This is a genomic window from Streptomyces sp. NPDC005494 (genome assembly GCF_042872025.1).
Lineage (GTDB): Bacteria > Actinomycetota > Actinomycetes > Streptomycetales > Streptomycetaceae > Streptomyces.
Window position 1 is genome coordinate 108,528 of sequence record NZ_JBIAJR010000015.1, and the last position, 21,761, is coordinate 130,288.

The 21,761-nt window shown below is 69.9% G+C and carries 21 protein-coding genes and 5 tRNA genes; 11 read left to right on the forward strand and 15 right to left on the reverse strand.

Features of this window, described 5'->3' with window-relative positions:
* Positions 1-77: 77 nt before the first annotated feature.
* Together cofC and ACFYQ6_RS32795 are read left to right on the forward strand one after the other, a co-directional pair.
* Complete coding sequence (gene cofC, locus ACFYQ6_RS32790) at positions 78-761, forward strand: 2-phospho-L-lactate guanylyltransferase (RefSeq protein WP_361583520.1); 684 nt, start codon at positions 78-80, stop codon at positions 759-761.
* Positions 762-771: 10 nt separating this feature from the next.
* Positions 772-975: a hypothetical protein gene (locus ACFYQ6_RS32795; protein WP_361583517.1), complete on the forward strand. Its 204-nt coding sequence runs from the start codon at positions 772-774 to the stop codon at positions 973-975.
* An 80-nt stretch (positions 976-1,055) separates the two neighbouring features.
* Here the strand turns inward: ACFYQ6_RS32795 and ACFYQ6_RS32800 are convergent, their stop codons facing one another.
* The 4 genes from ACFYQ6_RS32800 to leuC form a co-directional block, all read right to left on the reverse strand.
* The gene (locus ACFYQ6_RS32800) at positions 1,056-1,712 is read right to left on the reverse strand and encodes an HU family DNA-binding protein (RefSeq protein WP_361583514.1); all 657 of its coding nucleotides are present in this window, start codon (positions 1,710-1,712) and stop codon (positions 1,056-1,058) included.
* A gap of 142 nt (positions 1,713-1,854) precedes the next feature.
* Positions 1,855-2,082, reverse strand: coding sequence for a hypothetical protein (locus ACFYQ6_RS32805; protein WP_361583511.1), 228 nt, complete (start codon positions 2,080-2,082; stop codon positions 1,855-1,857).
* A 104-nt stretch (positions 2,083-2,186) separates the two neighbouring features.
* The gene (gene leuD / locus ACFYQ6_RS32810; protein ID WP_361583508.1) at positions 2,187-2,780 is read right to left on the reverse strand and encodes a 3-isopropylmalate dehydratase small subunit; all 594 of its coding nucleotides are present in this window, start codon (positions 2,778-2,780) and stop codon (positions 2,187-2,189) included.
* Positions 2,781-2,785: 5 nt separating this feature from the next.
* Positions 2,786-4,210: a 3-isopropylmalate dehydratase large subunit gene (leuC, locus tag ACFYQ6_RS32815; protein WP_361583506.1), complete on the reverse strand. Its 1,425-nt coding sequence runs from the start codon at positions 4,208-4,210 to the stop codon at positions 2,786-2,788.
* Between the two features lie 173 nt (positions 4,211-4,383).
* On the opposite strand from leuC, the gene ndgR reads away from it, so the two are divergent.
* Positions 4,384-5,100: an IclR family transcriptional regulator NdgR gene (gene ndgR, locus ACFYQ6_RS32820; RefSeq protein WP_014048551.1), complete on the forward strand. Its 717-nt coding sequence runs from the start codon at positions 4,384-4,386 to the stop codon at positions 5,098-5,100.
* A gap of 256 nt (positions 5,101-5,356) precedes the next feature.
* On the opposite strand, the gene ACFYQ6_RS32825 is transcribed toward ndgR, so the two are convergent.
* The 9 genes from ACFYQ6_RS32825 to ACFYQ6_RS32865 form a co-directional block, all read right to left on the reverse strand.
* A tRNA-Glu gene (locus ACFYQ6_RS32825) sits at positions 5,357-5,429 on the reverse strand.
* A gap of 20 nt (positions 5,430-5,449) precedes the next feature.
* Positions 5,450-5,521 (reverse strand) — tRNA-Gln (locus ACFYQ6_RS32830).
* Between the two features lie 12 nt (positions 5,522-5,533).
* A tRNA-Glu gene (locus ACFYQ6_RS32835) sits at positions 5,534-5,606 on the reverse strand.
* Positions 5,607-5,666: 60 nt separating this feature from the next.
* Positions 5,667-5,739 (reverse strand) — tRNA-Glu (locus ACFYQ6_RS32840).
* An 18-nt stretch (positions 5,740-5,757) separates the two neighbouring features.
* Positions 5,758-5,829, reverse strand: a tRNA-Gln gene (locus ACFYQ6_RS32845).
* Positions 5,830-5,914: 85 nt separating this feature from the next.
* On the reverse strand, positions 5,915-6,625 hold the full coding sequence (locus ACFYQ6_RS32850) for an HAD family hydrolase (protein ID WP_361583503.1): 711 nt from the start codon (positions 6,623-6,625) through the stop codon (positions 5,915-5,917).
* A 159-nt stretch (positions 6,626-6,784) separates the two neighbouring features.
* Positions 6,785-8,257, reverse strand: a complete 1,473-nt coding sequence (gene gltX / locus ACFYQ6_RS32855; protein ID WP_361583500.1) for a glutamate--tRNA ligase — start codon at positions 8,255-8,257, stop codon at positions 6,785-6,787.
* Entirely contained in the window at positions 8,250-9,026 is a 777-nt protein-coding gene (locus ACFYQ6_RS32860) for a fumarylacetoacetate hydrolase family protein (RefSeq protein WP_145810904.1), read from the reverse strand. The genes gltX and ACFYQ6_RS32860 overlap by 8 nt, the downstream gene beginning before the upstream one ends.
* A gap of 218 nt (positions 9,027-9,244) precedes the next feature.
* Positions 9,245-9,427, reverse strand: a complete 183-nt coding sequence (locus ACFYQ6_RS32865; protein WP_361583498.1) for a hypothetical protein — start codon at positions 9,425-9,427, stop codon at positions 9,245-9,247.
* 609 nt (positions 9,428-10,036) lie between these two features.
* Between ACFYQ6_RS32865 and ACFYQ6_RS32870 the strand changes: the two genes are divergently transcribed.
* The 8 genes from ACFYQ6_RS32870 (at position 10,037) to ACFYQ6_RS32905 (ending at position 20,554) form a co-directional block, all read left to right on the forward strand.
* Positions 10,037-13,696: a nitrate- and nitrite sensing domain-containing protein gene (locus tag ACFYQ6_RS32870; protein WP_361583495.1), complete on the forward strand. Its 3,660-nt coding sequence runs from the start codon at positions 10,037-10,039 to the stop codon at positions 13,694-13,696.
* 9 nt (positions 13,697-13,705) lie between these two features.
* The gene (locus tag ACFYQ6_RS32875) at positions 13,706-14,119 is read left to right on the forward strand and encodes a roadblock/LC7 domain-containing protein (RefSeq protein ID WP_006127850.1); all 414 of its coding nucleotides are present in this window, start codon (positions 13,706-13,708) and stop codon (positions 14,117-14,119) included.
* Positions 14,120-14,253: 134 nt separating this feature from the next.
* Complete coding sequence (locus ACFYQ6_RS32880) at positions 14,254-14,661, forward strand: DUF742 domain-containing protein (RefSeq protein ID WP_003966010.1); 408 nt, start codon at positions 14,254-14,256, stop codon at positions 14,659-14,661.
* Positions 14,642-15,223: an ATP/GTP-binding protein gene (locus tag ACFYQ6_RS32885; RefSeq protein ID WP_073745657.1), complete on the forward strand. Its 582-nt coding sequence runs from the start codon at positions 14,642-14,644 to the stop codon at positions 15,221-15,223. Before ACFYQ6_RS32880 ends, ACFYQ6_RS32885 begins: the two co-directional genes overlap by 20 nt.
* A 350-nt stretch (positions 15,224-15,573) precedes the next feature.
* Complete coding sequence (locus ACFYQ6_RS32890) at positions 15,574-18,795, forward strand: nitrate- and nitrite sensing domain-containing protein (RefSeq protein WP_388766482.1); 3,222 nt, start codon at positions 15,574-15,576, stop codon at positions 18,793-18,795.
* A 10-nt stretch (positions 18,796-18,805) separates the two neighbouring features.
* A complete protein-coding gene (locus ACFYQ6_RS32895) occupies positions 18,806-19,219 on the forward strand; it encodes a roadblock/LC7 domain-containing protein (protein WP_006127847.1) in 414 nt (137 codons plus the stop codon).
* 89 nt (positions 19,220-19,308) lie between these two features.
* On the forward strand, positions 19,309-19,992 hold the full coding sequence (locus tag ACFYQ6_RS32900) for a DUF742 domain-containing protein (RefSeq protein WP_361583489.1): 684 nt from the start codon (positions 19,309-19,311) through the stop codon (positions 19,990-19,992).
* On the forward strand, positions 19,973-20,554 hold the full coding sequence (locus tag ACFYQ6_RS32905; RefSeq protein WP_014048542.1) for an ATP/GTP-binding protein: 582 nt from the start codon (positions 19,973-19,975) through the stop codon (positions 20,552-20,554). The genes ACFYQ6_RS32900 and ACFYQ6_RS32905 overlap by 20 nt, the downstream gene beginning before the upstream one ends.
* 105 nt (positions 20,555-20,659) lie before the next feature.
* On the opposite strand, the gene ACFYQ6_RS32910 is transcribed toward ACFYQ6_RS32905, so the two are convergent.
* Together ACFYQ6_RS32910 and ACFYQ6_RS32915 are read right to left on the reverse strand one after the other, a co-directional pair.
* Positions 20,660-20,863: an acyl-CoA carboxylase subunit epsilon gene (locus ACFYQ6_RS32910; protein ID WP_014153860.1), complete on the reverse strand. Its 204-nt coding sequence runs from the start codon at positions 20,861-20,863 to the stop codon at positions 20,660-20,662.
* Between the two features lie 67 nt (positions 20,864-20,930).
* Positions 20,931-21,761: acyl-CoA carboxylase subunit beta (locus ACFYQ6_RS32915; protein WP_388766485.1), on the reverse strand; the 831-nt coding region annotated here is incomplete at its 5' end.

Below are 21,761 nucleotides of genomic sequence, written 5' to 3' on the forward strand. Positions count from 1 at the left end.
GTGTGGAGAACACCGTACGCCTCACCCGTGGGGGCGGACCTCCGGGTTGTCGTGCCGGCAGGCGAGAATAAGTCCTGATGCGTACGGAGGGGGAGATCGCCACGAACACCGACCCGACCGGCCCCTGGTCCCTGGTCGTCCCGCTGAAACCGCTCGCACGGGCCAAGAGCAGGCTGGGCCGGGCCGTGGGAGGAGATCTGCGTCCGCGGCTGGCCCTGGCGTTCGCCCAGGACACCGTTTCGGCGGCGCTGTCCTGCCGGGCGGTGGGCGATGTGGTGGTCGTCACGGACGACCCGGTGGCCGGTGCGGCGCTGGCCGCTCTGGGCGCGCTCACGGTGGCCGACGTCCCCGCGGCCGGTCTCAACGCCGCGCTGGAGCACGGCGCGCGCTCGGTGCGCGCGCGGCGCGGGGCAGTGGCGGTCGCGGCACTGAACGCGGATCTCCCCGCACTGCGCCCGGAGGAATTGGCGCGGGTGCTCGATTTCGCCGCAGAATTCCCCCGCACATTTGTCTGCGACGCACAGGAAATCGGTACCACTTTTCTTTCCGCTGCGCCCGGGGTGGAATTGCGGCCGGCTTTCGGCGGTGCGTCGCGGGCACGGCATCTGGCGTCGGGCGCGGTGGAGATCGGGCTGCCCGGCCTCGATTCGGTCCGCAGGGACGTGGACACGGGCGAGGACCTGGCGGCGGCGCTGGCGCTGGGAGTGGGGCGGTTCACGGCCGGCCCCGCGGCCCCGCTGGTGGCCGCCGGGGACCGATAGGCTGCCGCTCATGCAGGCGACCTCGTTCACGTACGACCCCGAGACCCGTACCGGCAGCGTGCTCCTCGACGACGGCACCCCGGTGGACTTCGACGCGGCCGCCTTCGACGCGGGCGGGCTGCGGCTGCTGCGTGCGGGGCAGCGGGTGCGCATCGAGACCGCAGGTGAAGGCGCCTCCCTGCGGATCACCCTGGTGACGCTCCAGACGCTCTGAGGAGCCCCTGAACAGCCCGCGGGCCGGGCTCCCCGAGGGGAGCCCGGCCCGGCGCGTACGAGAACGAGCGGTGCCCGGTCTCACTTCTTGCGTGCGGTGGCCTTCTTGGCTGTGGTCTTGCGCGCCGTGGTCTTCTTCGCGGGCGCCTTCTTCGCCGTGGTCTTCTTGGCGGGCGCGGTCTTCGCGGCGACGGTCTTCTTCGTCGCGGTCGTCTTCTTCGCCGGGGTCGCCTTCTTCGCCGCCGCCGTGGTCTTCTTGGCCGCCGCGGTGGTCTTCTTCGCGGTGGTCTTCTTGGCCGGGGCCGTCTTCTTCGCCGCCGCGGCGGTGGTCTTGCGCGCCGTGGCCTTCTTGGCGGTGGCCTTCTTGGCGGCGGCCTTGGCCGTCGTCCGGGTGGAAGAACCGCCCGAGAGGCTGCCCTTGGGGGCCTTCTTGACGGAGACCTCGCCGCCCTTGGGGAGCTTCTTGGAGCCGCTCACCAGGTCCTTGAAGCCCTGTCCCGCGCGGAAGCGGGGCACGGAGGTCTTCTTGACCCGCACGCGCTCGCCGGTCTGCGGGTTACGGGCGTACCGGGCGGGGCGGTCGACCTTCTCGAACGAGCCGAAGCCGGTGACCGAGACCCGGTCCCCCGCGACAACCGCGCGGACGATCGCGTCGAGTACCACGTCGACTGCGTCTGCGGCCTGCTGGCGGCCGCCGACCTTGTCGGCAATCGCTTCTACGAGCTGCGCCTTGTTCACGTCTTCCCCTTCGGAGACATTGCCGGAACGAAACTGTTCAGGCTTTTTCGCACGTTAGGCAGATATATACCGCAAATCAAACACGAAACGGGCTAATCACCCTAGTGCCGCAACGAAGTCGACCGCTGCGCCGTCCGCAGAGTCAGTCACCTTCGGGGAATCGGCCCTCGTCGAGGTCCTTCATCAAACGGTCCAGACGTCTTGCCGCGCCTGGGAGATCGTGCTTAGCCGCGGCCGTGACGGCCAACAGCTTCCGGGACAGCGCCATCCGTACGCCCTCCGGGACTTGCAGTGTGCGCACCCTTGCGTGCGCTTCTTTCAATCGGTCGGCGACGTGGCCATAGAGCTCGAGTTGGCTGTCGCGTTCCATGCACCGATTGTGCCATCTGGGGCGAGTTGTCGCCCGAGGGGGTCTCAACAAGCGACTGCGCCCCCTGCCATCCGGCAGGGGGCGCAGTTCGGGAAAAGCGCTGCTCAGGCGACAATTGTACGCGGCTTGTGGGACGGCCTGGCCGCCTCATAAGTCGCAATGTCCGCTTCGTTCTGAAGGGTGAGGCTGATGTCGTCGAGGCCGTTCAGCAGTCGCCAGCGGGCATTCTCGTCGAGTTCGAAGTCGACCGTGACGCCCTCCGCGAGGACCTGCCTCTTCTCCAGGTCGACGGTGATCTCGGCAGTCGGGTCGGCCTCCGTCAGGTCCCACAGCGCGTCGACGACCTTCTGGTCGAGGACGACGGTCAACAGACCGTTCTTCAGGGAGTTGCCCCGGAAGATGTCCGCGAACCGCGAGGAGATGACGGCCTTGAAGCCGTAGTTCTGGAGGGCCCAGACGGCGTGCTCACGGGAGGAACCCGTGCCGAAGTCGGGGCCGGCGACCAGGACCGAGGCACCCTTGCGCTCCGGGCGGTTGAGGACGAAGTTCTCGTCCTTGCGCCAGGCCTCGAAGAGCCCGTCCTCGAATCCGTCGCGGGTGACCTTCTTCAGCCAGTGCGCGGGGATGATCTGGTCGGTGTCGACGTTGCTGCGGCGCAGCGGGACGGCCCGGCCGGTGTGTGCGGTGAATGCTTCCATGACTCTCAGACTCCGGCGGGCGTACGGACGTCGGACAGATCGGCGGGCGAGGCCAGATGGCCCAGCACGGCGGTGGCGGCGGCGACCTGCGGGGACACCAGGTGGGTACGGCCGCCCTTGCCCTGCCGGCCCTCGAAGTTCCGGTTCGAGGTGGAGGCGGAGCGCTCACCGGGGGCCAGCTGGTCGGGGTTCATGCCGAGGCACATCGAGCAGCCCGCGTGCCGCCATTCGGCGCCGGCGGTGGTGAAGACCTTGTCCAGGCCCTCCTCGACGGCCTGGAGGGCGACCCGGACGGAGCCCGGGACGACCAGCATCCGTACGCCGTCGGCGACTTTGCGGCCGTCCAGGATCGCGGCCGCGTTGCGCAGGTCCTCGATGCGTCCGTTGGTGCAGGAACCTACGAAGACGGTGTCGACGCCGATCTCGCGGAGCGGCTGGCCCGCGGTCAACCCCATGTACTCCAGGGCCTTTTCGGCGGCGTGGCGCTCCGAGGCGTCCTCGTACGAAGCGGGGTCGGGGACGTTGGCCGACAGCGGCGCGCCCTGGCCCGGGTTGGTGCCCCAGGTGACGAACGGCGCGAGCGAGGCGCCGTCGATGACGACCTCGGCGTCGAAGACGGCGTCGTCGTCGGTGCGCAGCGTCTTCCAGTACTCCACCGCCGCGTCCCAGTCCTTGCCCTCGGGCGCGTGGTCGCGGCCCTTCAGGTAGGCGAAGGTGGTCTCGTCGGGGGCGATCATGCCCGCGCGGGCGCCGGCCTCGATCGACATGTTGCAGATGGTCATCCGGGCCTCCATCGAGAGCTTCTCGATGGCGGAGCCGCGGTATTCGAGGATGTAGCCCTGGCCGCCGCCGGTGCCGATCCGGGCGATGATCGCCAGGATCAGGTCCTTGGCGGTGACGCTGTCGGGGAGTTCGCCCTCGACGGTGATCGCCATGGTCTTCGGGCGGGCCAGCGGCAGCGTCTGGGTCGCCAGGACGTGCTCGACCTGGCTGGTGCCGATACCGAAGGCCAGGGCCCCGAACGCTCCGTGGGTGGAGGTGTGCGAGTCGCCGCAGACGACGGTGGTGCCGGGCTGCGTCAGGCCGAGCTGCGGGCCGACCACGTGCACGACGCCCTGCTCGACGTCGCCCAGCGGGTGCAGCCGCACGCCGAACTCCGCGCAGTTCTTGCGCAGGGTCTCCAGCTGGGCGCGGGAGACCGGGTCGGCGATCGGCTTGTCGATGTCGAGGGTCGGGGTGTTGTGGTCCTCGGTGGCGATGGTGAGGTCGAGTCGCCGCACCGGGCGGCCGGCCTGACGCAGGCCGTCGAACGCCTGCGGGCTGGTCACCTCGTGCAGCAGGTGCAGATCGATGAAGAGGAGGTCGGGCTCGCCATCGGCGCGCCGGACGACGTGGTCGTCCCAGACCTTCTCCGCGAGTGTCCTACCCATCGCTTTCCCTCCGGCCGGCATCCTCGCCGGCCCAACTAGAGATTCGGGTGCCGCCGTCCGGACCCCCGAGCGGGGCGGTGGCTGTGGGCCGTTGTACGGCCGCACGTACAGGTTCGCAACTTCCGGGGAAAATTGAACTTGCGTTTCACAGAGTGAGACGCGAGTATCGTCGTATGGACAACTCTAGCGGCGTCGGCGTTCTCGACAAGGCAGCTCTGGTATTGAGCGCCCTGGAGTCCGGTCCGGCCACCCTCGCCGGGCTGGTCGCGGCGACAGGGCTCGCACGGCCGACGGCTCACCGACTGGCCGTGGCACTCGAACACCACCGCATGGTGGCGAGGGACATGCAGGGCCGGTTCATTCTCGGTCCCCGGCTCGCGGAGCTCGCGGCCGCGGCCGGCGAGGACCGCCTCCTGGCGACGGCCGGACCCGTACTCACACACCTGCGCGACATCACGGGCGAGAGCGCGCAGCTCTACCGCCGGCAGGGCGACATGCGCATCTGCGTGGCGGCGGCGGAACGCCTGTCCGGTCTGCGGGACACCGTGCCGGTCGGCTCCACCCTCACCATGAAGGCGGGCTCCTCCGCCCAGATCCTGATGGCCTGGGAGGAGCCGGAGCGTCTGCACCGGGGACTGCAGGGGGCCCGCTTCACGGCGACGGCCCTCTCCGGCGTACGCCGCCGGGGCTGGGCCCAGTCGATCGGCGAGCGCGAGCCCGGTGTGGCCTCCGTCTCCGCCCCGGTCCGCGGTCCCTCGAACCGGGTCGTCGCAGCGGTGTCCGTCTCCGGCCCGATCGAGCGGCTCACCCGCCACCCGGGCCGGATGCACGCGCAGGCCGTCATCGACTCCGCGGCGCGGCTCAGTGAGGCCCTGCGCCGCACGGGCTGAACCCCCCGAGGGGTCACGCCCCTTCGCCGTACGAGGCCGAGGTCCCCGACACGGACTCCGCCTCCGGCTCGCACCTCCCCAGAGGCCGCCCCAGCGTCGTGGCGGCCCCCTTCTCGACCAGCACGCACGCACTCCGCAACAGGCCCGCCCCGTACGGGAAGTGGCCGCACCGCCCGATCAACTCCCCTGCGCCGCCGCCCGGAACACGGAGAAGGCCCTCCACCGGGGTGAAGGGCCTTGCCGTACTGCTGTGTTGTACCCCCGACCGGATTCGAACCGGCGCTACTGCCGTGAGAGGGCAGCGTGCTAGGCCGCTACACAACGGGGGCGTGGTTACTGCTGACTTGCGCTGGGCTACCAGGACTCGAACCTAGAATGACGGTACCAGAAACCGTAGTGTTGCCAATTACACCATAGCCCATGGTGTGACAAGTACCCCCGACCGGATTCGAACCGGCGCTACTGCCGTGAGAGGGCAGCGTGCTAGGCCGCTACACAACGGGGGCCCTAGCGATCCTGCATCGAAAACGTGGGTGCGACCCAGGTGTTCTCGCGGGAAGGATCTGTACCCCCGACCGGATTCGAACCGGCGCTACTGCCGTGAGAGGGCAGCGTGCTAGGCCGCTACACAACGGGGGCTTGCTACTTGGTTTTGCGCTGGGCTACCAGGACTCGAACCTAGAATGACGGTACCAGAAACCGTAGTGTTGCCAATTACACCATAGCCCACTGAAACGCAACCCCTGGGGGTTGTGTCTCTGTCTGCGCTTCCCGGCCGGATCTTTCGGCCCGCTCGGGCGGCGCAGGAAGAACATTACCTGAAGGTGTCCGGCGCTCCAAAACGGGTATCGCCTGCCAGCAGGCCGGGAAGCTCGGCGAGCCCCGTGATCCGGACGAGCTCCGGGCGCCCGCCCCGTCCTCGCCGGTCCAGCCACACACCGGCGAGACCGGCGGCCACGGCTCCGGCCGCGTCGATGTCCGGCTGGTCCCCGACGTAGACGACCTCGTGCGGATCGAGCTCCAACGCCTCGCAGGCCGTGCGGAAGGCTCTGGCGTCCGGCTTGTAGACACCGAGTTCCTGCGCGCACAGCAGGACCTCGAAACGGTCCCGCACTCCGAGGGCCCGCAGCTTCCGCTCCTGGTGGTCGACGGAGGAGTTCGACAGGACCGCGTGCCGGTGCGTGGCGGCCAGCGCGTCGAGGACGGGCACGGCGTCCGGGAAGAGCTCCCAGGAGCTCTCGTAGTGCCCGACGTACCGGCGGAACCACGCGTCGGCGTCCTCGTCGCTCAGCTCCGCGTCCAGGAACTCCCGCACCCGGTCCCGGCAGTGCGCGGGCCAGTCCGACTCCCCGGCGGCGACGCGCGCCCAGTGGACGGAGGCGATGCGCATCCAGCGGCCGTGGTGGTCCTCGTCACTCCCGGCAAGCCCTTCCGCGCGGAGATGCCGCAGCAGACCGGTCCGGTCCGAGCCCGCGTAGTCGAAGATCGTGTCGTCCACGTCCCAGAGGACAGCGCGAATCGCCATGTCCAGGAACTTACCCGCCCGCAAACGCGCGGAAGCCCGAACGCGGGAATGCGGGGGCCGGACTCCCCTGCCGGCTTCGGGGGCCGCCCCGGTGCCGTGAACGGCCGGAGGCCGGGCTCCCCCTGGGGGGAGCCCGGCCTCCGGCGTGCGTACGGACCGCTACGCGGCGAGCTTCGCCAGCGCGGCGTCGATGCGGGCGATGGTTTTCTCGCGGCCCAGGATCTCCAGGGACTCGAAGAGCGGCAGGCCGATCGTGCGGCCGGTGACGGCCACCCGGACCGGCGCCTGTGCCTTGCCCAGCTTCAGGCCGTGCTTCTCACCGGCGGCGAGAACCGCGGCCTTGAGGGCCTCGGCGTTCCACTCGGCGGCGGTCAGCTCGGCACGGGCCGTGACCAGCAGGGCGTCGGAGCCCTCCTTCATGGCCTTCGCCCAGGACGCCTCGTCGTGGACGGGCTCGTCCAGGAAGAGGAAGTCGACGTTGGCCGTGATGTCCGAGAGGACCGTCACACGCGTCTGGGCGTGCGGGGCGATCTCAGCGAACTTCTCCGCGTCGAAGGCCTCGGGCGCCCACGGGGCGAAGGGGGCCTTCAGCCAGGGACCGCAGGCCTCGGTGAAGGTCTTCACGTCGAGCATGCGCAGGTGCTCGGCGTTGATGTGCTCGGCCTTCTTCAGGTCGAAGCGTGCCGGGTTGGCGTTGACGGCGGAGATGTCGAACGCCGCGACCAGCTCGTCGCGGCCGAAGATGTCGCGGTCCTCCGCGATCGACCAGCCCAGCAGCGAGAGGTAGTTGAGCAGCCCTTCGGGCAGGAAGCCCCGCTCGCGGTAGAGGTTCAGCGAGGCCTGCGGGTCACGCTTGGAGAGCTTCTTGTTGCCCTCCCCCATGACGTACGGGAGGTGACCGAAGGCGGGGGTGTCCTTGGCGACGCCCAGCTCGATCAGCGCGCGGTAGAGCGCGATCTGGCGCGGGGTGGAGGAGAGGAGGTCCTCGCCGCGAAGGACGTGGGTGATCTCCATCAGGGCGTCGTCGACCGGGTTGACCAGCGTGTAGAGCGGGGCCCCGTTGGCGCGGACGATGCCGTAGTCCGGCACGTTCTCCGGCTGGACGGTGATGTCGCCGCGGACCAGGTCGGTGAAGGTGATGGCCTCGTCGGGCATCCGGAAGCGGACGATCGAGGTGCGGCCCTCGGCCTCGTACGCAGCCTTCCGCTCGTCGCTCAGATCGCGGCAGTGGCCGTCGTAGCCCGAGGGCTTGCCGGCAGCGCGGGCGGCGTCGCGGCGGGTGTCGAGCTCCTCGGTGGTGCAGTAGCAGTGGTACGCGTGCCCGGCGTCCAGGAGCTTGGCGGCGACGTCCTTGTAGAGGTCCATCCGCTGCGACTGGCGGTACGGCTCGTGCGGGCCGCCGACCTCGGGGCCCTCGTCCCAGTCGAGCCCGAGCCAGCGCATCGAGTCGAGCAGCTGCTGGTAGGACTCCTCGGAGTCGCGGGCCGCGTCGGTGTCCTCGATACGGAAGACCAGGGTGCCCTGGTGGTGCCGGGCGAAGGCCCAGTTGAACAGGGCGGTGCGGACCAGGCCCACGTGGGGGTTACCGGTCGGGGAGGGACAGAAACGTACGCGGACAGGTGCGTTAACCACGCTTGATCACCTTGTTGGTGAGAGTGCCGATGCCTTCGATGGTGACGGCGACCTCGTCGCCGACGTGCAGGGGTCCCACTCCTGCGGGGGTTCCCGTGAGGATCACGTCACCCGGGAGCAGCGTCATGGCTTCCGTGATGTGGACGATCAGGTCCTCGACGGAGCGGATCATGTCGCTCGTCCGGCCGAGCTGGCGCTGTTCGCCGTTGACCGTGGCCTGGATGGCCAGGTTGCCGGGGTCGACGTCGGTCTCCACCCACGGGCCGAGCGGGCACGAGGTGTCGAAGCCCTTCGCCCGGGCCCACTGGCTCTCCCGGCGCTGGACGTCACGCGCGGTGACGTCGTTGGCGCAGGTGTAGCCGAAGATGACGTCCTTGACGCGCTCACGCGGAACCTCGCGGCACATGCGGCCGATCACCACGGCCAGCTCGGCCTCGTGGTGCAGCTCCTCGGAGAAGGAGGGGAACTCGATGGAGTCGCCCGCGCCGATCACCGACGTGGTGGGCTTGAAGAAGGCGACGGGCACATCCGGGACCTCGTTGCCCATTTCGGCGGCGTGTTCCGCGTAGTTGCGGCCGATGGCCACGACCTTGTTGGGGAGCACGGGCGGGAGCAGCCGGACCTTCTTCAGCGGGACCTTGGTCCCGGAGAGTTCGAAGTCGGCGTACGGGATGCCCTTGATGATGTCGAGGACGAGGCTGTCGGGGCTGTCGCCCTCGACCGCGCCGAAGGCGACATTGCCGTCGATGGAGAACCTGGCGATGCGCACGGGATGCTGTCGCCCCTCACTTGCTGGCTGGCTGAAGACTGACGCTCCAGGCTATCGCCTCGCCCGGCCGGACACCGGCTGCGCGTGAGGGGCGGCCGTGCCCGTGACGGCGGGCGGGCCCGCGCCGGCGGGTGGTCCCTGCCGTGCGGGGTGGGCCCGCGCCGTGCTGGGTGGGCCCGTGCCGGTGAGGGGCCCCCGTGCCGGCGAGTGGGGCCTGCCTACTTCGCGGCCGTGACCGGGGCGTCCATGAGGATGGTGCGGCGCGGGTTGGCTGTCTGGGTGGGCAGGTCGACGGAGTGCTCCCGCTGTTCCGGCGTCCGCAGCGCCTCGGCGTCCGTGAGGTGCGCCAGCGTCGTGCGCCGGGGGTTGGCAATGTTGCGGAACGTCATCGTCGTCTTCATCTGCCGTCTGGACCCTTGTCGCTGGGGCGCTGCCCGGAGCCGCGCCGGTTGTCGGATTCGCTATCCCTGTAAAGCGCCAGGCTAAACATCCGATTCCCCGACGTGGCCGGGATGAGACGGCGATCATCATGTGAGTTTGCTCACGAAGTTGCCGACAAAACACTCATTACGGTCACTCGATCATGAGATGCAAACCCGACAATCCGTCATTGAATCTGGCATTCCGCTCCCGATCGTCGCGTCTGGGACACCGGCCCCCCAGGGCGAGCTCACCCCTAATCGGCCGTTTTGACAGAGAACGCGCTCCACGCCTTGTCACTCCGTCATCACACCGTGTCATCCAGGTCACAGCCCGGTACGCGGGCCTTGTTGGAGATCCTCCTCTGTGCTGGAATTCCACGCACCGCCGCGGGTTTCAGGCCCAGCGCGCAGGGGCGCAACGCAGCGCCGAGTGGCGGCGGGAGGGGGAAGTACGCCGGTCACTCACGACCACCTTGGGGCGCGTCCAGCGCCCCACGACGCCGACACCGTCCTGCCGCGCCCACGCGCGAAGGGACGCCTGGTCCAGAGGTTGCGACGCTAGTGCAGGGACGTTTCAAGAGGGATGGCATGGGGTCGCCCCAGCCCCGCCAGGGCCGAGGGGAAGCTCCGGCGGATCAGGAACCGCGCGGCGGCAGCGACCGCGGTTCCGTACCCCAGCACGCCCAGAACTCCGGCCCGGCCGGGGACGGCGGCGACCGCGCGCAACGCACCGGTTCGACGGGGTCGGCGGGGGCCGGAGGCGGAGACGCCGCGACGCCCCACAAGCCGGTCGGACCGGGCAGCGCCGGCTCACGCATAGCCCTGCGCAACTGGCGCATCAGCACGCGTCTGGTCTCCCTGCTCGCCCTTCCCGTGGTCGCCGCGACCACCCTCGGTGGCCTGCGCATCAACGAGTCCATGAACGACATGGACCAGTTGGAGCACATGCAGCTGCTCACCAAGATGACCAAGCAGGCGACCGCGCTCGCCAACGCGCTCCAGTACGAGCGCGACAACTCGGCGGGCCCGCTCTCGAACGGCGTGAAGGTCACCGACTTCAAGGTCACCGAACCTCGCAAGCGCACCGACCGCGCCAAGGCCGCCTTCTTCGACGCCACCGACGAGATCGGCAACACCCCTGGCGACGCGGCGCTGGACAGCATCCACGCGAGCGTCAGCCAGATCGGCAACCAGCTGGGCAACATCACCAGCATCCGCAAGGACGCGTACGCCGCCGACAGCCCCAGCCTCAACACGATCGACCAGTACAGCCAGCTGATCACCTCCCTGCTGAGCCTCTCGCAGGACATGGCCCAGGCCACCAGCAACCCGGAGATGATCAAGCGCACCCGCGCCCTGGCCGCCTTCTCCGCCTCGAAGGAGTACGCCTCGGTCGAGCGCGCGATCATCGCGGCGGCGCTGCCCGGTGGCGACAGCGACAAGACGCACCTGAACGACAACGACCAGGCGTTCGGCCGTAACGCGCTCAACAAGGCCGGCACGACGCTCAAGACCTTCGAGACGACCTACGAGTCCATGGGCAAGAGCTCCGCCGAGCTGCTGGCCCCGCTGGACAACGGGAATCCCGAGATCACCGCCGCCGACATGTACGCGAGGAAGGTGCTCGACAGCCCCCTCGGCATGGAGGGCAGCGGCAAGACCCGTACGTACATGGACTGGTTCGACCAGAGCTCGAACAAGATCAACGCCATGGGCACCATCGAGCAGACGCTGCTCGGTGAGATGGAGAGCAAGGCCCGCGAGCTGCGCGAGGAGTCGCAGCGCGACGCGATCCTCAACGGTGCGATCATCCTGATCGTCCTCGGGGTGTCGCTGGTCGGCGCCTTCGTCGTGGCCCGGTCCATGATCCGCTCGCTGCGACAGCTGCAGGACACCGCGACCCGGGTCGCCCAGGACCGCCTGCCGGAGCTCGTCAAGCAGCTCTCCGAGACGGACCCGCAGGACGTCGACACCTCGGTCGAGTCGGTCGGTGTGCACTCCCGGGACGAGATCGGCCAGGTGGCCGCGGCCTTCGACGACGTGCACCGTGAGGCCGTCCGTCTCGCCGCCGAGCAGGCGCTGCTGCGAGGCAACGTCAACGCGATGTTCACCAACCTCTCGCGCCGCAGCCAGGGCCTCATCCAGCGCCAGCTCTCGCTGATCTCCGAACTGGAGTCCCGCGAGGCCGACCCGGACCAGCTGTCCTCCCTCTTCAAGCTCGACCACCTCGCGACCCGCATGCGCCGTAACGGCGAGAACCTCCTCGTCCTCGCGGGTGAGGAGCCGGGCCGCCGGTGGACGCGCCCCGTGCCTCTGGTCGACGTGCTCCGCGCCGCCGCCTCCGAGGTGGAGCAGTACGAGCGCATCGAACTGGCCGCGGTGCCCGCCACCGAGGTCGCCGGCCGCGTCGTCAACGACCTCGTGCACCTCCTCGCCGAGCTGCTGGAGAACGCCACGTCGTTCTCCTCGCCGCAGACGAAGGTCCGCGTCACCGGTCACGCGCTGCCCGACGGCCGTGTGCTCGTCGAGATCCACGACACCGGCATCGGCCTCTCCCCCGAGGACCTCGCCGCGATCAACGAGCGGCTCGCCTCGCCGCCCACCGTGGACGTCTCGGTCTCCCGCCGCATGGGTCTGTTCGTGGTCGGCCGCCTGTCCCTGCGACACGGCATCCGCATCCAGCTGCGCCCGTCCGACTCCGGTGGTACGACCGCGCTGGTCATGCTGCCCATGGAGGTCGCGCACGGCGGCAAGCAGCCCCCGAAGCCGGGCCAGGGACAGGGCCAGCAGGGCAAGGGTGTCCCGCAGGGCGGTGCCCCCGGCGGGCTCCTCGCCGGTGGCGGTGCTCCCGGCGCCGGCCAGCGTCCCGGGCTGGCGGGTCCCGCCGCGGCTCCCTCCAAGGGACTGGGCGCGGGTGCGCCGCGCGGGCAGGTGGGTGCGGGCTCGGCCCCGCGCGCCGCACTGCCCTCGCGCGACGGCGGCGCCGGACCGCGTCAGCAGCCCGGCGGCCCGCAGGGCCCCGGCCTGCCGAACCAGGGCAGGCCCGAGGGACCGCGTCAGGGCGGCGGCCTCGCCGGCGCCTTCGCCGGCGGTGCCCGCCCGGGCGCCCGTCCGCCGCAGGACCCCTCGGCCGGTGCGGACTCGGGGCGGCCCAACCTCTTCGGCCACTCCGGTCAGCAGAGCGGCCCGCCCGCCCGTCAGGCTCAGCAGCCGGGCCAGGGTGACCAGGGGAACCGGCAGCAGCCCGGTGGTCCCGGACGTCAGCTGCCTCCGCCCGGCGGCCCCCGTGCCGAGCTCCCCGGCGGCAACCCGCAGCCGCAGCGCCCGCAGGCCACCAGCTGGGGTGTCGAGGAGCAGGGTGCTCCGCGGCGTACGCAGCCGGACGCCCCGCGCGGTCACGAGGAGCACGACTCCGGCCGGTTCGCCCGGCCGGGCACCTCCGCCCCGAACCAGCCGTTCACCCCGCCGAACCAGCGTCCGCCGATGGACGACCGTCAGGGCCCCGCTGCCACGGCGGAGTTCGCCCGGCCGGACTTCTCGGCACCGCAGGCCCCGCAGGCGCAGGACCCGGCGAGCACCGCGCAGTTCGCCCGCCCGGACTTCAACGCCCCGAGGCCGCAGGACCAGGGCTACGGCGCCCAGGCCCCGCAGATGCCAGCTCCGCGTCAGCCCGGGAACGCCGACTTCGGTGCCCCGCTGCCGCCGGCCCCCTCCGCGGGCGAGCCGCCGCGCCGCCCCGCCCTGCCGCAGCAGCCCGAGGTGCTGCCGCCGGCCGGACCGGGTGACGGGCGTACGCCGTTGTACGACACGCTCGAGACGAACTGGTTCCACGGTCCGCAGCAGGGCGGCCAGCAGCAGCCCCCCGCCGCCGAGCCGCAGGCACCGGCCGCCTCTCAGCCCGCCGGCAGCCCGGCTCCGCCCATGCCCAGGCGTGGTGCGGCGGACACCGGTTCGTGGCGCGCTTCGCCGAACGACGAGCTCGTGCGGCAGGCGGAGCGGGTCAAGAAGCCCGCTGCGGGCGGCATCACCACGTCCGGCCTGCCCCGCCGTGTCCCACGTGCCAATTTGGTTCCGGGCACCGCACAGCAGCAGAATCATCAGTCCGGACCTCAGGTTTCGCGTGCGCCCGATGACGTACGCGGCCGTCTGACCAATCTCCGCCGGGGCATCCAGCAGGGACGACAGGCCAACAACGGCTCGTCTACCGGCAGTTTCCAACTCGGCCCCACTCACCAGCAGGAGCGTTAGTTGAGCCCCATGAGTCAGGCCGCGCAGAATCTGAACTGGCTGATCACCAACTTCGTGGACAACACCCCTGGGGTGTCCCACACGGTGGTGGTCTCCGCGGATGGCCTGCTGCTGGCGATGTCCGAAGGTTTCCCACGCGACCGCGCCGATCAACTGGCGGCCGTGGCCTCCGGTCTGACGTCGCTGACGGCGGGTGCCTCCCGGATCTTCGAAGGCGGCGCCGTCAGTCAGACGGTCGTGGAGATGGAGAGGGGATTCCTCTTCCTCATGTCCATCTCCGACGGCTCGTCACTCGCCGTCCTCGCCCACCCCGACGCCGACATCGGTCTGGTCGGTTACGAGATGGCGCTCCTCGTCGACCGTGCGGGAACCGTCCTCACGCCTGACCTCCGCGCCGAACTACAAGGAAGTCTGCTGCACTGATCGGCCATGCGGCAGACACCTGACACGATCACCCCAGGTACTACTCAAAACCCTCACCCATCCGGCCGCCACAGCCCCTCACCGGCCACCTTCAGACGGCAAGCCGACATCCTGCTGTCACGCCCGGAGGATTTATGACCCCGCCACCCGCCTCACCCGATCCGTACGGCGCACTGCACCACGCGTCGTACGACGGTGAAGGCGACCAGCCGCTGGTCCGTCCGTATGCCATGACCGGTGGCCGGACCCGGCCGCGCTACCAGCTCGCGATAGAGGCTCTGGTCAGCACCACAGCGGACCCCGCCCACCTCGGGACCCTGCTTCCCGAGCACCAGCGGATCTGCCACCTGTGCCGTGAGGTCAAGTCGGTGGCCGAGGTGTCGGCCCTGCTGTCCATGCCGCTCGGTGTGGCCCGGATCCTCGTGGCGGACCTGGCGGAAGCCGGCATGGTGGCCATCCACCAGCCGGGCAACGGAGAGGCCGGCGGCGCGCCGGATGTGACACTGCTCGAAAGGGTGCTCAGTGGACTTCGCAAGCTCTAGCGACGGTACGGCCCGCTCCACCACCTCGGCGAAGATCGTGGTGGCAGGGGGCTTCGGCGTGGGTAAGACCACGTTTGTCGGTGCCGTCTCGGAGATCAATCCGCTGCGCACCGAAGCCGTGATGACGTCCGCGTCCGCGGGCATCGACGACCTGACCCACACCGGGGACAAGACCACGACCACCGTGGCCATGGACTTCGGACGCATCACCCTGGACCAGGACCTGATCCTCTACCTGTTCGGCACCCCCGGACAGGACCGCTTCTGGTTCATGTGGGACGACCTGGTCCGCGGCGCCATCGGCGCCGTCGTCCTCGTCGACACCCGCCGCCTCGCCGACTGCTTCCCCGCCGTCGACTACTTCGAGAACAGCGGCCTCCCCTTCGTCATCGCCCTCAACGGCTTCGACGGACACCAGCCCTACACCCCCGACGAAGTACGCGAAGCACTCCAGATCGGCCCCGACGCCCCGATCATCACGACGGACGCCCGGCACCGGGCGGACGCCAAGAGCGGTCTGATCACCTTGGTCGAGCACGCACTGATGGCCCGGCTGAAGTAGCCGCAAAGCGGTAGTGATCTACGGGACTTGTTGTAGTCACGCGGGGGCGGCCTGTGTCGTTTGACACGCTCCGCCCCCGCGTTCATAACATTTCGACAGAGAATTGCGGTCCCGTCGATACCCGATGCGCACGGCCGGTACCGCTGCGCTCACCTGAGCCTCGCCTTTTGGCGGGGCTCGCTCTTTATGCCCGTTTTATCGTGAGCCCGGCTCGCTCCGAATCGCGCATTCCGACTGTTTGGAACGCGACCGGTCCGCATGCTGCAATGCCTCGAACTACCCAGTAGTACGGGCCCCTGAACGATAATCCGGCACAACGTAGGTGCCGACGCCGAGAGGTTGTTGGTCGAGTGAGGCGAAGCAACGAGGGCTCCGCGGCCCAGCCGGAGCGGGGCAACTTCACCCCTCCGCCGCGCGCTGCGGTGTCGCCTGCGGACACGTCGTCCGAGGCGGAACCGGCACGTGGCAGCACCAGCCGGCTGTCACCGCGCAACTGGCGGGTGCCCACCCGGCTGAACGCGATTCTCCTGATCCCCGCGCTGGTCGGCCTGGTCATGGGCGGGTTCCAGGTGAAGGGGTCGATCGACACCTGGAACGAGGCCCAGGACGCGGAGAAGACCGCTCTGGTCGTCCGCGCCGCCGCGGCCTACGGACAGGCGCTGCTGAACGAGCGTGACCTCACCGCCCAGCCGCTGCTGTCCAACAAGCGCACCGCCTCCGAGGTGGAGCAGATCCGCGCCACCACCGACGAAGCCGCCGCGGAGTTCGACGCCGCCGTGCAGAACATGCCGGACAAGGCGGGCCTGGACCGCCGCCTGAAGCTGTTCAAGGTGGAGGAGCCCCTGCTCCCCGAGCTCCGCAAGGCCGCCTACGCCGAGGCGATGGACCCGGTGAAGACCGAAGAGGGCTACACCAAGGTCCAGCACTCGCTGATGGAGTTCTCCAACGAGCTCGGCCTGGGCACCGGCAACATCACCAGCTACGGCCGGACCGTGTACGCGATCGAGCTGGCCAAGGCCGCCGAATCGCTTCAGCGCTCCATAGGCATGCACCTCCTGGTCCGCCCGAGCCAGGAGCAGCGCAAGTTCAACGGCCAGGTGACGGCGTTCAGCTCGTACAACTACCTGGAGCAGATCGCCCTCGGCGAGTTCGTCTCCGGCGGTACGGAGGCCGACGCCGCGCGGCTCAAGGAAGTCATGGCCGACAAGGCCGCCGAGGGGGCCGAGCAGCTGAAGGCCGCCAAGGAGCAGGCCACCGCCGCCGGGCAGCCCTTCGTGGAGCCGCCCAGCGTCGACGGCTCGGTCTTCGACGGCATGGCCCAGCAGATCGGCCAGGGCAGGACTCCGGCCCAGCTGAAGGCCAAGGGCATCACCCCCGAGACCTGGATGGCCGCGGCCACCGCGAAGTTCGACGGCTACACCACGGTCGAGAACGAGCTCGTGGACAAGGCCGTGACCGAGGCCGCCGAGATCTCGACGGACGCGCGCAACGACGCCATCCTCAACGCCGCCATCGTCCTCGTCGCGCTGCTCGCCGCCTTCATCATCGCCGGGCTCATGGCCCGCCAGATGAGCCGCTCGATGCGCCAGCTGCGTACGGCGGCGTTCGGCATCGCCGAGCAGCGGCTGCCGATGCTGGTCGACCAGCTGTCGCGGACCGAGCCGGGCCGGGTGGACACCCGGGTCCAGCCGATCCCGATCAACAGCCAGGACGAGATCGGCGAGGTCGCCCGCGCCTTCGACCAGGTGCACCGAGAGGCCGTCCGGCTCGCCGCCGAGCAGGCCATGCTGCGGGGCAACGTCAACGCGATCTTCACCAACCTGTCGCGCCGTAACCAGTCGCTCATCGAGGGCCAGCTGACCCTCATCACCGACCTGGAGAACAACGAGGCCGACCCGGACCAGCTGGAGAGCCTCTTCAAGCTGGACCACCTGGCCACGCGTATGCGCCGTAACGGCGAGAACCTCCTCGTCCTCGCGGGTGAGGAGCCCGGCCGCCGCTGGAACCAGCCGGTGCCGCTGGTCGACGTCCTGCGGGCCGCCTCCTCCGAGGTGGAGTCCTACGAGCGCATCGAGCTCACCGGCGTACCGGAGAGCGAGATCCACGGCCAGGCCGTGACCGACCTCGTGCACCTGCTGGCCGAGCTGCTGGAGAACGCCACCACCTTCTCCTCGCCGCAGACCAAGGTCCGGGTCACCGCGACCCGGCTGCCCGACGGCCGCGTCATGGTCGAGATCCACGACAAGGGCATCGGCCTCACCGCCGAGGACTTCGCGGACATCAACCACAAGCTCGCGAATCCCCCGACCGTGGACGCCGCGGTGTCCCAGCGCATGGGTCTCTTCGTGGTCGGCCGGCTGGCCGACCGGCACGGCATCCGCGTCCAGCTCCGCCCCTCGGGCGAGCAGGCGGGCACCACGTCCCTGGTCATGCTGCCGGACGCCATCACCCACGGTGGCGGTGGCGAGGCGGCCCAGGAGAGCGACTTCACGGTCTCCTCGATCATCCCGGAGCAGCAGCAGCCGCAGGCCTTCGAGCCGATCTCGCAGCAGGCCCCGATGCGTACGGCGGCGGAGCTCGGGTTCGACGACTCCCGGTACGAGGTTCCGGCGGCGGACTCCCCGCAGCTGGACCCGGTCAACCGCTCGCTCATGCGTGAGGAGCGGCGGGCCGCCCTGGAGGCGCAGGCCGGCGGCGAGCGTCCCGCGTTCCAGGACAACGGCGCCGGGCAGCAGGAGGCCTACGCCCAGGAGCAGTTCACGCAGGAGCAGTACGGCCAGCAGCAGTACGCCCCCGAGCAGTACGCCCAGGAGCAGCAGCAGTACGCACAGCCCGGTCACGAGGGCGGCTACGAGCCGTACGCCGCCGCGGGGAACGGCTACCAGGAGCCGCAGCAGAACGGCTATGCGGAAGCGGCATACGGCGCTCCGGATGCCCGGCAGGAGCAGTACGCCGACCCGTTCGCGCAGCAGGGCGACCCCTCCCACCAGGGCGACTGGGCAGGTCAGAACTCTTACCAGGGGGACTTCGAGCCGCAGGGGCAGCCGGTAGCGGAATCTGTTCCGAGCGCTCCCGCCGAGGCGCAGGAGCGCGTAGGCTTCGACCGTCCGGGGCCCACCCCCAATCCCGGTCACGACCTGACCGAAGCGGGGCTCCCTCGCCGGGGCGCCGGACAGCAGCACTGGCAGCCCACCGGTCGCGGAAACGATCAGCCTGCCGCGCCCGAGCAGCGGCAGCGGTCTCAGCCGGAACAGCCTCAGGCCCAGCAGCAGGCGCAGCCCGCGGACGGGGAGAGCCCCGCCGACTGGCGCTCGGCGAACGACGAGCGCTGGGAGCGGGCCGAGAAGCTACGGGACCCCAAGGCGGGTGGAATCACCCCGTCGGGGCTCCCCCGGCGCGTCCCCAAGGCCAACCTGGTCGAGGGAACGGCGGAGCAGACCCAGCAGGGCGGCCCACAGGTCTCCCGCGCTCCGGAGGACGTGCGGGGCAGGTTGAGCAACCTGCGCCGTGGGGTCCTGCGGGGACGTACCGCGGGGTCGGACACAAGTAATACCTACAACCAGGAGCGTTAGTGTGAGCCCGATGAGCCAGGCGGCGCAGAATCTGAACTGGTTGATCACCAACTTCGTGGACAACACCCCCGGGGTGTCGCACACGGTGGTGGTCTCCGCCGACGGACTCCTGCTGGCGATGTCCGAAGGTTTCCCGCGTGACCGCGCCGATCAGCTGGCGGCTGTCGCCTCCGGTCTGACGTCGCTCACCGCGGGTGCCTCCCGGATCTTCGAAGGCGGCGCCGTGAATCAGACCGTTGTGGAGATGGAGCGAGGATTCCTCTTCATCATGTCCATCTCTGACGGATCTTCACTTGCCGTCCTCGCCCACCCGGACGCCGACATCGGTCTGGTTGGGTACGAAATGGCACTTCTCGTGGACCGTGCGGGAAGTGTCCTGACCCCGGATCTCCGCGCCGAACTCCAGGGAAGTCTTCTTAACTAATAGACAGACAGTGCGTTTCTCGTCACCGCGCCATAAGGTGCGGTGGCGCGGCACCACTGGGATGGCGACCGGCAGTCGGAGGAGGAAACGTGGCAGCACCCACAGGCGGACACCCGTACGAGGGCGGTCAGCGGGTTCCGGGTGAGCAGGGTGACAACCGTTTCGACGCCCCCTCCACGCCCGGCAGAATGGGCTCGCAAGAGCCTTATCAGCCGTATCAGCCCTACCAGCAGCCCCAGCAGGGCTCGCAGGGCGGCGGCTGGCAGCAGCCGCAGCACCCCGGTCCCGGGTGGCAGCAGCAACAGCCGTATCAGCAGCCTCAGTACCAGCAGCCGCAGCACGAACAGCAGCCGCCGCAGCGATACGAGGCACCGCCGTCGCGCATCCAGCCGGTCCAGCGGCAGGCTCCGGAACCCGCGAAGCCCGCGGCGCACAACCCGCTGGTCCGTCCCTACGCCATGACCGGCGGCCGGACCCGGCCGCGCTACCAGCTCGCCATCGAGGCCCTGGTCAGCACCACGGCAGATCCCGCCAGGCTGCAAGGGCAGTTGCCCGAGCACCAGCGGATCTGCCGGCTCTGCATCGAGATCAAGTCGGTCGCCGAGGTTTCGGCCCTTCTCTCGATCCCGCTCGGCGTTGCCCGGATCCTCGTCGCCGACCTGGCCGAGGCCGGACTCGTCGCTATCCATCAGCCCGGCGGCGACGAGGCCGCCGGCGGCCAGCCAGATGTGACACTGCTCGAAAGGGTGCTCAGTGGACTTCGCAAGCTCTAGCGGCGGAGCGGCCCGCTCCACTACCTCGGCGAAGATCGTGGTGGCAGGGGGCTTCGGCGTGGGTAAGACCACGTTTGTCGGTGCCGTCTCGGAGATCAATCCGCTGCGCACCGAAGCCGTGATGACGTCCGCGTCCGCGGGCATCGACGACCTGACCCACACCGGGGACAAGACCACGACCACCGTGGCCATGGACTTCGGACGCATCACCCTGGACCAGGACCTGATCCTCTACCTGTTCGGCACCCCCGGACAGGACCGCTTCTGGTTCATGTGGGACGACCTGGTCCGCGGCGCCATCGGCGCCGTCGTCCTCGTCGACACCCGCCGCCTCGCCGACTGCTTCCCCGCCGTCGACTACTTCGAGAACAGCGGCCTCCCCTTCGTCATCGCCCTCAACGGCTTCGACGGACACCAGCCCTACACCCCCGACGAAGTACGCGAAGCACTCCAGATCGGCCCGGACACCCCGATCCTCACCACGGACGCCCGGCACCGCGCGGACGCCAAGAGCGCGCTGATCACGCTGGTCGAGCACGCGCTGATGGCCCGCCTGCGCTGACCCCCGCCGCCGCACGGCGAAGGGCCCCGTACTCCCTGGAGGAGTACGGGGCCCTTCGCCGTGCACGGGGCCCTGCGGGCCGTGAAGGGGCCTCAGCGGCCGTTCTCAGCCCTGCCAGCTGTGCGGAGCCCGGAAGCCGGGGGTGCGCTCCAGTCGGCGCCACCCGGCCGTGCTGCGGCCACGGTGGGCCGGGGCGTCGGGCTGGGCGGCCGCGCGGGCGAGGAGGACCGCGGTGATGGCGGCGAGTTCTTCGGGGCCGGCCTGGCCCTTCTCGACGCGCAGGACCGAGTCGGCGGGGGTGACGCTCATGGATGTCTCCGTCTTCTGGGCAGCTGGTCACGGGGGTGCGGGCGGGGTCGCCGCCCGCGGGCCGCGACTACTGCGGGGGGTTGCCGTGCTTGCGGGACGGCAGGTCCGCGTGCTTGTTGCGGAGCATCGCGAGCGAGGCGATGAGTACCTCGCGCGTCTCGGCGGGGTCGATGACGTCGTCGACCAGGCCGCGCTCGGCCGCGTAGTAGGGGTGCATCAGCTCGGCCTTGTACTCCTTGACCATGCGAGCCCGCATGGCTTCGGGGTCCTCGGCGTCGGCGATCTGACGGCGGAAGATGACGTTGGCGGCGCCCTCGGCGCCCATGACCGCGATCTCGTTGGTGGGCCACGCGTAGGTCAGGTCGGCGCCGATGGACTGGCTGTCCATCACGATGTACGCGCCGCCGTAGGCCTTGCGCAGGATCAGGGAGATCCTGGGCACGGTGGCGTTGCAGTACGCGTAGAGCAGCTTCGCGCCGTGCCGGATGATCCCACCGTGCTCCTGGTCGACGCCGGGCAGGAAGCCGGGTACGTCCAGGAGAGTGACGATGGGGATGTTGAACGCATCACACATCTGGACGAACCGTGCGGCCTTCTCGGACGCCTCGATGTCCAGGACACCCGCCAGTGCCTGCGGCTGGTTGGCCACGATTCCGACGACCTGGCCGTCGAGGCGGGCCAGTGCGCAGACGATGTTGCGGGCCCAGCGTTCGTGGATCTCCAGGAAGTCACCGTCGTCGACGAGCTCCTCGATGACCTTGTGCATGTCGTAGGGGCGGTTGCCGTCGGCCGGGACCAGGTCCAGCAGGACGTCGCCGCGCCGGTCGGCGGGGTCGTCGCTGTGCACGACCGGCGGGTTCTCGCGGTTGTTGGAGGGCAGCATCCCGATCAGGTAGCG

Bases quoted from the DNA above. Each gene is read 5' to 3' on its own strand.
- ACFYQ6_RS32850 (WP_361583503.1), bottom strand. From the start codon at position 6,625: ATGGCGATTCGCGCTGTCCTCTGGGACGTGGACGACACGATCTTCGAC.
- leuC (WP_361583506.1), bottom strand. From the start codon at position 4,210: ATGGGTAGGACACTCGCGGAGAAGGTCTGGGACGACCACGTCGTCCGG.
- ACFYQ6_RS32895 (WP_006127847.1), top strand. From the start codon at position 18,806: ATGAGCCAGGCGGCGCAGAATCTGAACTGGTTGATCACCAACTTCGTG.
- ACFYQ6_RS32870 (WP_361583495.1), top strand. From the start codon at position 10,037: ATGGGGTCGCCCCAGCCCCGCCAGGGCCGAGGGGAAGCTCCGGCGGAT.
- ACFYQ6_RS32910 (WP_014153860.1), bottom strand. From the start codon at position 20,863: ATGAGCGTCACCCCCGCCGACTCGGTCCTGCGCGTCGAGAAGGGCCAG.
- leuD (WP_361583508.1), bottom strand. From the start codon at position 2,780: ATGGAAGCATTCACCGCACACACCGGCCGGGCCGTCCCGCTGCGCCGC.
- cofC (WP_361583520.1), top strand. From the start codon at position 78: ATGCGTACGGAGGGGGAGATCGCCACGAACACCGACCCGACCGGCCCC.
- ACFYQ6_RS32795 (WP_361583517.1), top strand. From the start codon at position 772: ATGCAGGCGACCTCGTTCACGTACGACCCCGAGACCCGTACCGGCAGC.
- ACFYQ6_RS32865 (WP_361583498.1), bottom strand. From the start codon at position 9,427: ATGAAGACGACGATGACGTTCCGCAACATTGCCAACCCCCGGCGCACG.
- ACFYQ6_RS32805 (WP_361583511.1), bottom strand. From the start codon at position 2,082: ATGGAACGCGACAGCCAACTCGAGCTCTATGGCCACGTCGCCGACCGA.
- ACFYQ6_RS32880 (WP_003966010.1), top strand. From the start codon at position 14,254: ATGACCCCGCCACCCGCCTCACCCGATCCGTACGGCGCACTGCACCAC.
- ACFYQ6_RS32875 (WP_006127850.1), top strand. From the start codon at position 13,706: ATGAGTCAGGCCGCGCAGAATCTGAACTGGCTGATCACCAACTTCGTG.
- ndgR (WP_014048551.1), top strand. From the start codon at position 4,384: ATGGACAACTCTAGCGGCGTCGGCGTTCTCGACAAGGCAGCTCTGGTA.